11 protein-coding genes are annotated in these 10,646 nt (G+C 63.3%); 4 read left to right on the top strand and 7 right to left on the bottom strand.

All coding sequences use genetic code 11. The features are described from left to right. Positions 1-91 precede the first annotated feature (91 nt). Complete coding sequence (locus tag AB0O52_RS21865; RefSeq protein WP_364542303.1) at positions 92-895, bottom strand: IclR family transcriptional regulator; 804 nt, start codon at positions 893-895, stop codon at positions 92-94. Between the two features lie 298 nt (positions 896-1,193). Here AB0O52_RS21865 and AB0O52_RS21860 point away from each other — a divergent pair, with 298 nt between their 5' ends. Together AB0O52_RS21860 and AB0O52_RS21855 are read left to right on the top strand one after the other, a co-directional pair. Continuing rightward, positions 1,194-2,666: an amino acid permease gene (locus AB0O52_RS21860; RefSeq protein ID WP_364542300.1), complete on the top strand. Its 1,473-nt coding sequence runs from the start codon at positions 1,194-1,196 to the stop codon at positions 2,664-2,666. A gap of 72 nt (positions 2,667-2,738) precedes the next feature. Continuing rightward, positions 2,739-3,374, top strand: coding sequence for a LysE family translocator (locus AB0O52_RS21855; RefSeq protein WP_364542298.1), 636 nt, complete (start codon positions 2,739-2,741; stop codon positions 3,372-3,374). 28 nt (positions 3,375-3,402) lie between these two features. Here the strand turns inward: AB0O52_RS21855 and AB0O52_RS21850 are convergent, their stop codons facing one another. Continuing rightward, positions 3,403-4,104: a hypothetical protein gene (locus AB0O52_RS21850; RefSeq protein WP_364542296.1), complete on the bottom strand. Its 702-nt coding sequence runs from the start codon at positions 4,102-4,104 to the stop codon at positions 3,403-3,405. A gap of 253 nt (positions 4,105-4,357) precedes the next feature. Between AB0O52_RS21850 and AB0O52_RS21845 the strand changes: the two genes are divergently transcribed. Beyond that, the gene (locus AB0O52_RS21845; protein ID WP_364542294.1) at positions 4,358-4,642 is read left to right on the top strand and encodes a hypothetical protein; all 285 of its coding nucleotides are present in this window, start codon (positions 4,358-4,360) and stop codon (positions 4,640-4,642) included. A 2-nt stretch (positions 4,643-4,644) separates the two neighbouring features. Beyond that, complete coding sequence (locus AB0O52_RS21840) at positions 4,645-4,875, top strand: helix-turn-helix domain-containing protein (RefSeq protein WP_364542306.1); 231 nt, start codon at positions 4,645-4,647, stop codon at positions 4,873-4,875. Here the strand turns inward: AB0O52_RS21840 and AB0O52_RS21835 are convergent. From AB0O52_RS21835 to AB0O52_RS21815, 5 genes are all read right to left on the bottom strand, one after another. Next, positions 4,853-5,863, bottom strand: a complete 1,011-nt coding sequence (locus tag AB0O52_RS21835) for a LacI family DNA-binding transcriptional regulator (RefSeq protein WP_364542291.1) — start codon at positions 5,861-5,863, stop codon at positions 4,853-4,855. The genes AB0O52_RS21840 and AB0O52_RS21835 overlap by 23 nt on opposite strands. A 121-nt stretch (positions 5,864-5,984) precedes the next feature. Next, a complete protein-coding gene (locus tag AB0O52_RS21830; protein ID WP_364542288.1) occupies positions 5,985-6,890 on the bottom strand; it encodes a carbohydrate ABC transporter permease in 906 nt (301 codons plus the stop codon). Beyond that, a complete protein-coding gene (locus tag AB0O52_RS21825) occupies positions 6,887-7,768 on the bottom strand; it encodes a sugar ABC transporter permease (RefSeq protein WP_364542285.1) in 882 nt (293 codons plus the stop codon). The genes AB0O52_RS21830 and AB0O52_RS21825 overlap by 4 nt, the downstream gene beginning before the upstream one ends. A gap of 46 nt (positions 7,769-7,814) precedes the next feature. After that, on the bottom strand, positions 7,815-9,149 hold the full coding sequence (locus AB0O52_RS21820) for an ABC transporter substrate-binding protein (protein WP_364542283.1): 1,335 nt from the start codon (positions 9,147-9,149) through the stop codon (positions 7,815-7,817). A 44-nt stretch (positions 9,150-9,193) separates the two neighbouring features. Next, entirely contained in the window at positions 9,194-10,630 is a 1,437-nt protein-coding gene (locus tag AB0O52_RS21815) for a glycoside hydrolase (protein WP_364542280.1), read from the bottom strand. Positions 10,631-10,646 lie beyond the last annotated feature (16 nt).

Here is a 10,646-nt window from a genome sequence, read left to right as displayed (position 1 = left end):
GTCCCGAAAACCCAGACAAATGACAAAGGGCTGGCCCGGAACACATGAACGCCCCGGACCAGCCCCTCAAAGCAATTAGTTCAGCAGTCTCCTAGGAGGGGCGGCCGTGGATGCGGATCGACAGTTCGTCCGCCGTTTTCTGGATTCGGGCGGCCAGGGCGGGCCATTCCTCAACCGGCACCTTGTCCTCGAGGAATGTCACCGCGACTGCCGCCGTCGGCCATCCCAAATGGTCGGTGACGGCGGCGGCCACCGAGCCGAAGCCGGGCGTGACTTCGCCATGTTCGGTCGCGTAGCCGCGCTGCCGGACCTGGTCCAAATGCGAGGACAAGGCCGAATATTTCATGATGGGCGATTCCATCTCGTGCCGGGCAGTAAAGGCGGCAGCATTCGGGTACAGGGCCCTGACCTGCGATTTCGGCAGGGCGGCCAGGATCGCGCGCCCGCTCGCGGTGAGGTGGCTGGGAAGCCGGACCCCGACGTCGGTCACGAGGGACGGGCGGTTCTTGGCCCGTTCCTCCACGATGTAGAGCACATCGCGGCCGTGCAGGACGGCCAAGTGCGCGCTCTCGCCGATCGCATCCACAAGGGCGGCAAGCATGGGGCGGCCGAGCCGCGACAAGGGCTCTTGACGCGAGTATGCCGAACTGAGTTCAAAGGCACTGATGCCCAGCCCGTAGCGCTGCTCCTCATGGAGATGCAGGACGAAGCCGTTCGCCTCCATGACGCCAAGCAGGTGATAGACGCTGGACCGGGGCAGGCCCAGCGCCGTGGCGATGTTGGACGCTGCCATCGGGCCACGCCGGGAAGCGAGCAACTTCAGGATGCGCAGGGTGTTCTCTGCGGCCGGGACCTTGGAAGCGGCCCGGCCGTGAGTGGACGGCTGTGTGGTCATGGCTCCTCTTCGAGTGCACGGTAATGCCCGGGCCGCCTCTCCGCCACAAAGGCGGCAGGGCGGGTGTCCGGGATCCCGTACTTAAGCGTGCGCCCCGTGGGGCGGATCCGAAAACCAATAAGAACATTAAGCTGTCTGGAATACCAGACATTTGCGCACAGGAAAGGCCGGCCATGAACCGCTGAGTGGCACAGCGTCTGAGAACCGAGACAACGATGCGCCGTGAGACCCATCACAGGACGCTCCGGAATGGTCTGCTGGTTAATAGTCCCCCTCCCAATGACGAGAAGGTATTCGCATGCAGCAAGCCCCAACAGCCGTCAGGACGCCGGCCGCCAAAGTCGTCGAAGGCGCGGTCACCACCGTTCTCAGCCGTGGCCTCAATGTCCGCCACATCCGATTCATGGCCCTCGGTTCGGCCATCGGGACAGGCCTCTTCTACGGTTCCGCATCTGCGATCCAAAAGGCCGGCCCGTCGGTTCTCTTCGCGTACATGATCGGTGGAGCCGCCGTCTTCATGGTGATGCGTGCCCTCGGCGAAATGGCCGTCCGCCACCCCGTCTCCGGCTCGTTCGGCCAGTACGCCAGCCGCTACCTCGGACCGCTGGCAGGGTTCATCACCGGGTGGACCTACGTCTTCGAAATGGCCATCGTGGCGATCGCGGACGTAACGGCGTTCAGTATCTACATGGGCTTCTGGTTCCCACAGGTGGACCGATGGATCTGGGTCCTGGCGATCATCCTCCTCCTTGGCGCCATGAACCTCCTGAGCGTCAAGGTCTTCGGGGAGCTCGAGTTTTGGTTCTCGCTCATCAAGGTGGTGGCGATCATCGCCATGATTGCGGGCGGCGCTGCGATCATCGTGTTCGGCTTCCATTCCGGCAATGGCGGTGCGGCACCGGGGCTGGGGAACCTCGTTGACCACGGCGGCCTCTTCCCGAACGGCTTCGGCGGGCTCTTGGCCTCGTTCGCCGTCGTCATGTTCGCCTTCGGCGGGATCGAAACGATCGGCATCACGGCAGGCGAAGCCGCCGACCCCAAGAAGGTCATACCGCAGGCCGTCAACACCGTCCCGGTGCGCGTGCTGCTGTTCTACGTCCTGACGCTCGGCGTGCTCATGAGCTTGTTCCCCTGGAACGAAATCGGGAACAACGGCAGCCCGTTCGTGCAGATCTTCAGCGGCCTCGGCATCCCCGCGGCGCCCCACATCCTCAACGCCGTGGTGATCACCTCGGCTCTGTCAGCCATCAATAGCGACATTTTCGGCGCCGGACGCATCCTCTTCGGGCTTTCCCAGCAAGGACATGCTCCGAAGAGTTTCGGCAAGATCTCAAGGCACGGTGTTCCCTGGATGACCGTGGTCCTCATGGGCGGCATCCTGCTGGTGGGCGTTGTGCTCAACGCGGTAATCCCCGAGGACGTGTTCCTCGTGATCGCTTCCATCGCCACCTTCGCGACGGTGTGGGTGTGGGTCATGATCCTCGCCTCGCACGTGGCCATGAAGCGCGAGATCAAGCACAAGGGGCTCCCGGCGTCGGAATTCGCGTCGCCGTGGTGGCCGGCAGCGTCCGTGCTGACCATCGCCTTCATGGCCCTGGTAATCGTCATCCTTGGCGTCTTTGAGGACACCCGCGTGGCCCTGTACGTAGGCGCCGTGTGGCTCGGGCTGTTGGTGCTGGCCTACAAGCTGTGGGTTCGAGGTGGCGGCCGGGTGCGCGCCGAGCTCGTCGACGAAACAGCCTCGATCCCCGTGGTGGCCGGGCGCCCATAGCGGACGCTCCCCGACGACGGCGGCCCGCCACTAACCATCGACCGTCACCGCAGGCCAGCGCTATGATCAGGCATGGTTCCGTTCACCAACCTCCTGGCGTTTGCGCTGGCCGCAATGGTCCTGATCGCAGTCCCGGGTCCCAGCGTCCTGTTCGTGATTGGACGTTCCCTCGCCCTCGGCCGCAAAGGCGGGCTCCTCAGCGTCCTCGGAAACGCGCTTGGCATGGTCCCGCAGATCACCGCAGTGGCGCTGGGGCTCGGCGCGCTCCTGGCGCAGTCGATCATGCTGTTCACCATCGTCAAGTTCGGCGGCGCAGCTTATCTGGTGTACCTCGGGGTGCAGGCGATCCGTCACCGCGGCGGGCGTTCGACGGCGGCCGGCCCGCCGCCGTCGCGGTCCATGTGGCGGCTCATCCGCGAAGGCTTCATCGTGGGTGCGAGCAACCCGAAGTCGATCGTGTTCTTCGTGGCCGTGCTGCCCCAGTTCGTTGAATACGCCAACGGCGGCATTCCATTTCAGCTTGCTGAACTCGGGGCTGTTTTCCTAGTGATCGCCCTGATCTCCGACAGTATCTGGGCCCTCGCAGCCGGCACGGCACGCCACTGGTTTGCCCGCTCCCCGCGGCGGATCTCCACCCTGGGTGTCACGGGCGGGGTCATGATGATCGGACTCGGCGGAACCCTGGCGCTCACAGGCGCCAAGTCTTAGCGCTTTGGAACCGGGAGCAACCGCGGAGTCAGCCTGCAGGAAGCCAATCCACGTGCGAGTCGGAGTCGTAGACCCGGCAAACCCGCACGCTGTCCTGGGCAGGACCATCGACAAGCTTGGTGGTGATCTTCATGAGGATGTCGTACGACGCCACGCCCGAGGCCGCCGTTGACTGCACGGGGTTCCCGGAATAGGCGATGGAGACCACAGTGAATGGCCGGGGCACCACCGTTCCGGTCACAATCGAAGAGTGCGCGGCATCGCTTTGCAGCCGGGCGGTGCACGTGTCCTTGATGCGTTGGATTCCGGCCGCGTCGAGGCCCTGTGCCACCGGACCCGGTGCCTCCGGAGCAGGCGCCACCGGAGCCGGTGCCGCGGGGGCCGGAGCAGGAGCCGCGGGTGCCGGTGGAACCGGGGCATCGGGCTTAGCACTCGTCGCCGGCGCGGCGGCCGGGGCCTGACCCGAAGGCGCAGCGCTGGCGGAAGAGCTGGCGGCTGGCGCTGAAGCGGTGGCACCCGGCGCCGCGGCCGACGTCTTGCTGGCACCCGGCGTCGCGGCCGACGTCTTGCCGGCACCCGGCGTCGAAGCCGGCGCGCTGACGGCAACCGACGGCGTGGCGCCGGCAACGGAGTTCGACGACGTCTGCGTGGCGTTGAGGGTGATCGCCCCGGCCAGTCCGACTGCAACCACGCCCGCAACGACGATTCCTGCTCTTGCAGCTCGTCGCATAGTTCCCCCTCCCAGACCTGACGGAACATGTGCTTTGAGCGTAGGGACTGTTCGGCCGGCCTGGCATGCGTATCCCCTACCCGTCTTTTGCGCGGACCAGCGGGGCCACCACTTGCTCATCCTGGGGTCTTTGTCCGAGTAGTGGTCCAAGTGACGTGAGTGGCCAATGTGCCACAACGGGTGAAAGTCACTCATGTGTCTTGTGGGGTCGGCACCTACCGTTGGAGGATCGCGACTGCAAGGAGTGATTCCGATGTTCGATCCTTACTCAACGCACGCCGCCCGGATGCGCAAGCAGCGCCGCCATGCGCTGGCCTCGCGACTTGTCCAGGTATTTTCCAGGGCATCCAAGCAGGCCAAAGCGGCTGCCTCCCGTTTCAAGGTGGGCGACTACGTAGCTGGGGACGATCCCTTTAACGGGTCCCAGGAAGGCGTGGTGGTCGTCATCAACGGCTCATCGATTGGCTTGCGAACCGTCGTGCCAACGCGTGGCACCCTGGTCTACTACGACTACCGCCAATTGAGGAGGCCGTGGTGAATATGTCCACCGCCGGCGTTCCGGCCAACCGCTTCATGACGATCGCCGAGGTTGCCGAGGCCCTGCGGGTATCCAGAATGACCGTCTACCGCCTCGTGAACTCGCACGCCATCCATGCGGTGCGGTTCGGGCGGTCCTACCGCGTTCCGGAGTCGGCTGTGGAGTCCTACATAGAGCATTCCGCCGTGGACGAGGCCGGGCAGAACCCGTCTAAGGCAAGCGGGAACGCGTGAGGGTATTCGGTCCAACGGAGTCGCGTTCCACCGGCGGGCACTCAAGCTTTACCACCTGGCTGCCGGCCGGTTCGTCGACGCCGAGGAGCAAGCGCACACCTGCGGCGCCAAGCTCATAGTGCGGTAGCGCGACGGTGGACAACGGTGGCCGCATGTGGGCGGCGATGACTTCCTGGTTGTCGAAACCCACCACGGCCATGTCATCCGGAATGGATAGCCCCTGTTGCTTCAACCCGTCGTAGAGACCCATGGCCATGCGGTCGTTGTAACAGAAGACTGCCGTGACGTCCCGTTTGAGGAGCTCCTCGACTGCTCCGTAGCCGCCTTCCTGGTCAGGATACGCGTCGAACACGAGGTGCGGATCGAATGCGATCCCTGCAGCTTCGAGCGCGTCCCGGTAGCCCTGGAGGCGTCCGTCCTTCGCCGGCGCGGGAATCGTAGCGTTGATGAACGCGATCCGCCGGTGACCCTTGCGCACAAGGATATCGGTGGCTTCCCGTCCGCCGTGGACTTCATCCGGGACCACGGCCAAGGCGTCGGAGTCCGGGGAGAAGCAGTTCACCAGCACGAAGTCTGTCTCTTGCAAAGCGGCAGGTATCTCAGTGGGGCGGTGGAACCAGGTGGAGTACAGGATGCCGCGGACCTTGTGCTCGAGCATCATTGAGATAGCGTCTTTTTCCACGGGCTCGTCGCCCTCGGTGTTGGCGACCAGCAGCACGAATCCGTGTTTCCAGGCTTCGTCCTGTGCTCCGTGGATGATTTGCCCCGCGAAGGGGGTTGTGGCGATCGCGTCAGCGACGAGGCCAATGAACCGTGAACTGCCGCTCACGAGGTTCTTGGCGAGGGCGTTTGGGCGGTACCCCAGTTCGCGGATGGTGTCCAAGACCCGTTTGCGGGTCCCGGCGCCGATCCTGGCGTCTTTCTTGTTGTTGACAACGAGGGAAACCGTAGCAACGGAGACTCCAGCCCCTTCCGCTACCTCACGCATCGTGACCGGATGACTCGTCCTCGGAGTCGCCGGTGGATGCGAGGGGTTAACCTCGGGTTCTTTCAAGCTTTTTTCAGACGTCATTGGCCCTCCCCTCACAGTCTATCCAGTGGCCGCTTCCTCACCCCTTCGTTGCCCCGCTCTCAAGGCCCTGGATCATCGCTTTGTTGAGGACGAGGAACACGAGCAGCAATGGAGTGATGGTGATGCAGACAGCGGCGAACGTTGCAGTCCAGTCGACCTTGCCCATCGCACCGATGTAGTTCTGCAGCCCCAGCGGGATGGTCTTGAGCCCTTCGGAAAGAACGAACGTGTTCGCGAAGATGAAATCGTTCCAGATGAAGATGCTGTTCACCAGGACCACCGTCACTACCGTATTGGTCGAGAGCGGAAGGGTGATCAACCCGAAGATCCGGTACGGTCCAGCACCGTCCAGGGAGGCTGCCTCGTAGGTCTCCCTGGGAATGTATTCAAAGAATGACGAGAAGAGGTAGATCGACATCGGAAGGGCGAATCCAGCCAAGGGGATGATCATCGATTGGTAGGTATCCAGCAGGTTCACGGAAGAGTAGTCGATGAACAGCGGCACAAGCGCGATCTGCACCGGCACGATGATGCCGATCAGGAAAAGGCCACGGACGAACTTGCTGAACCGGAATCCGAGGACCTGCAACGCATACGCCGCCATCATCCCCAGCAGGACGATCAGGAGGTTGGCGCCCATCGTGACGATGAAACTGTTCAGGATGTTCTGTCCGAGGTTGCCGGTCTGGAACGCGCGGGCGTAGTTGTCGAAGCTGATGGAGCTCGGCAGCGCGAAGGGATCCCCGGTGGCGAAGTCATGCTCGTTGCGCAGGCTCGTGAGGAACAGCCAGGCGAGGGGGTAGACCTGCACGGCCACGATGAGGACGATCAGCACACTGGACAAGCTTCGGAAGACGTTTGGCTTGCGCCGTCGCCGTCGGGGAGCCGGGCTGCTTGGCGGTGCAGGGATCGGCCGGGTAACCGGGGCTGTTTGCGCGGTCATGCGTCAGCCTTTCGTTTGAGCATGAGCAGGATGAATCCGACGGCGACGAGGCACTCGACGACGATGAACACAGAGATGGTGCTCGCGTAGCCAAAGTCGGTGCTGGTGAACGCGGTTTTGTACATGTAGGTCGTCAGGAGCTCCGAGGACTGTCCGGGGCCGCCGTTGGTCATGAGGTAGGGGATATCGAATCCGCGCAGGCCGTAGGTTGTGGCCATGATGGTGGTGGTGATCCACACGGGCCGGATGTGGGGGAACCTGATCTTGGTGAACAGCTGCCATCGGTTGGCTCCGTCCAGGCGCGCCGCCTCTTCAAGTTCCTGCGGGACGGCGAGCAGCGCGGCGTAGATGATGAGCATGTAGAGTCCCGTGAACCGCCAGCCTTCTGGTGCTGAAACTGCTGCGAGGACAGTGTTGACGTCCGAGAGCCAGGGGCGTTCGAGGCCGCCGAGACCGATCCAGCCAAGTACTTGGTTGAGAAGCCCCACCGGATCGATCGAGTAGATCCGTACGAAGAGGAAGGCGATGGCCACCGTCGAGATCACCGCAGGCAGGAGATAGAGGGTCTTGACGAGCTCGCGGCCTCTTCGCAGCGAGGTCAGGAGACTGGCGACGAACAGTGCGCCGCCCAATTGGAGGACGAGGCAGATGGCGAGGTAGCCGAGGGCGTTGAAGAAGGAACGCCAGAACACGCCGTCACCGGTGAGCATGTGCAGGTAGTTCGCGAAGCCCACGAACTCCATGTCGCTGATGCCGTTCCAGGAGAAGAAGCTGAGGAACAGCGATTGCAAGATCGGGAACAGCACCGCGACGCCGTAGAGAAGCAGCGGCGGGAGCAGGAAGACCAGGACCGAGAGTCGTGATCGATTGGGAAGCATGGGAGTGCCTTTCGGGTGGGGGGCCTGGGCCCCCCACCGCTGCGTGTTATTTGAAGAACTTGGGAGCGTTCTGTGCGATGGTGCTATCCATCGTGCTGGTGAACTCGGCAGGCTTGACATTGCCCTGGGCCAAAAGCACGAGCTCTTGCTGCAGCCTGCTGTTGGTGGTCGGATCAAGCTGCGTATCCCACGGCATCGCGAGCTTCGATCCGAGATCCTTCGCCTGCTCGATTGCCTTCTTGTACAGTGGCGTGGCGTTGGCTGGAATCGTCGTCTGGACGTTCGTCGTCGGCGAGAGGGCGCCCGTGGCCGCGTACTCGGCAGGGTACTTGGCGAGGGCGAACTTCAGGAAGTCGCTCACGAGCGGGTCAAAGGTCTTTGAGTTGACCGCCATGCCGATCCCTGACGTTGCCACGTACTCGTTGGCGGCCGTGGCGGAACTTGGCGTGGCCGGAAGCGTGAAGTAGTCGACGTCGTTACGCACCGCCGGATTCAGCTTGTCGGTCGCGAGGCTGGGCAGTTCCCATGTGCCGATGTTGTACATGGCGGCCTTGCCGGACGTGAAGAGGTTCTGGGCGTCGGAGTAGCCCTGCGAGGAGAACCCGTCCTGGAAGCAACCGGCCCCTCCGAGCTGGCTTATCCAGTTGACTGTCTTTTGGCCGGTGGCGTCGCTGAACTTCGCGTCACCCTTCTTGAGCTTCTGCACGAAGTCGGGTCCGGCGTCGCGGAAGGGCTGGTAGGAGACGTAGCGTTCAAGCGGCCACTGGTCCTGGCCGTCCAGGGCGAGGGGCGTAATGCCGGCCTTGCGCAGGGCCGTGCACATCGCGGGGATGTCGTCGAGTGACTTCGGCACTGATACTCCAGCCTGCTGGAAGAGAGCCTTGTTGTACCAAAAGTACTCGAGCTCGAACTGGAACGGGATCATGTAGAGGGATCCGTCGTCGAAGCGTTGGTAATTCAGGGCGTTCGTCCGGTAGGTGTCGTAGACACCGAGGTCTTTGAGCAGCTTTTCGGCATCGACCATCGTGCCTTTCTTGGCGAGTTGCTGGGCGAAGGGGGTGGCGTCCGTGTCGAACAGCTCCGGAAGCTTGTTTGCCGCCGCGAGGGTTTCGTACTTCTGGATGTACGAGGGCCGGTCCGGGGTGGTGATCAGGTTGAGGGAAAAGCCGGGATGGGTCTGTGCGTACTCATCGGCGACCTTTTTCATGATGTTGATGACTGCACCGTCAGCAGGCCGGGACAGAAGCCACGAGATTTGCCGCGGTTTGATTTCGCCGGTGGGGCTGACGTTGGCTGCGGGATTGCCGCCGCCGCTGCCACATGCGGCGAGGGCGAGGGTGACGGCCGCTGCTACGGCGGCTGTTCGCATGAGTTTCTTCATGGGGAAATCTCCTTTGATTTGAACGGAGGTCGGGCGCTGGGTATTTAGTTGTCTGTGCGCTTACGTATCTCAAGGTCAGTGAGAGCTATGGTGCCTTCACCGGCGAAAACGCCGATCCGGCCGTCCGGCAGCCCGTAGATCCGGGTGCTCAAGGCGACCTGCCGGTCGACGACGGCGACACACAGGTCCCCGTCAACGACAAGTTCGAGGGTGTGTTCTCCGGGGACGAGCTCGCAGGGGCGTTCCAGTTCGATCTCGAAGGGGACATCCCCCGAGATGTGCCATTGCGCGTCGCCGTTGATTTCGCGGGGCCATCGGTCAAACACCAGGCGGCCGCGCTTCGGTTCCAGGCGGATGATGTAGGACTCGTCTCCGTCCGCGCTTGAGCGGAGCAGCAAGCCGCATTCGGTGGTATCGGGTTCTATCTGCAACACCGCCCGGGCGTAGAACTGCCGAGGGAGCACCTCATCGGACACCATGGCCGTGTACCCGTCGGGAGCATGCAGCGCCGCCGGAAGGGCGCTGCCGAACGTTACCGGGATGTCGTCCCAGAAGCTCTCGACAAGCTCGTCGGCGAAGGAAAACGCGAGGGTGCCGTCATCGTTCTGGCGCGCCTCGAGGACGGACATCGTACCCGCCCACTGCCAGGCGCCGTCGTCGCGGTTGTCCTCCTTGCTGGCGATCCAGCCGAAGAAGAACCGGCGGCCATCCCGCTCGGCCGTCTTCGACGCATAGAAGGCCCGGCCGTCAACGCTGTCCCGGGCCGGCACGGTCCATGGCCCACCGGGACTTTTCGCCATGCGGTAGCGGGTGGTGAAGGACTCGGAGAATTCCGAATAGACCAGGTACCACCAGTCACCCCAGGCGAAAACCTCCGGGCATTCGTGCGTGATGTACCGGCGGGGATCCCAGAACGGCTCGGTATGCTCCCAATCCATCAAGTTCGGGGAGACGCATTGGGCGATTACTCCGCGCCGGCGCTCCGGACCGTCCGCGTGCCGAGCTGCCAGCAGCATCCGCCACAAACCGCTTGCCTCGTCCTTGAAGACGAACGGATCCCGCCAGTCGCCGGATTCGTAGCCGGCCGGGGCGCCGAAGGTCAGCTCCGGATGCTTGACCCACGTCAGCATTCCGTCCGTGCTCGTGGCATGCATGACGAGTTGCAGCGGGGCCCCGTCGGAGCCGAGGTGCCGGGGATTCTGTCCGGTGTAGAACAGGTGGTGTATTCCGGACTCGTCGCACACGACACTGCCCGTGTACGCATTGAAGTCGGCCTCGCCCTCCCCGCCATGGCGCAGCGACACTCCCTGGTCCTCGAACCGGGTGAGGTCCTTGGTGGTCACGAGGTTCCAGGACGTTCCCGGCTTCGGGTCGCTCCGCACCTCGTGCAGATAGAAGAGCCAAAACTCCCCGTCTTTCTGGAACGGGATCACGTCTCCAACCCATCCGTCGGCGGGTTGGAAGAAGACTGAGTAAGTCATCGGCGTTGATGTCCAT

This window comes from Arthrobacter sp. NPDC080073 (assembly GCF_040686575.1).
GTDB lineage: Bacteria > Actinomycetota > Actinomycetes > Actinomycetales > Micrococcaceae > Arthrobacter.
Note: the sequence above shows the minus strand (reverse complement) of the source record. Positions and strands in the feature narration are given on the sequence as shown.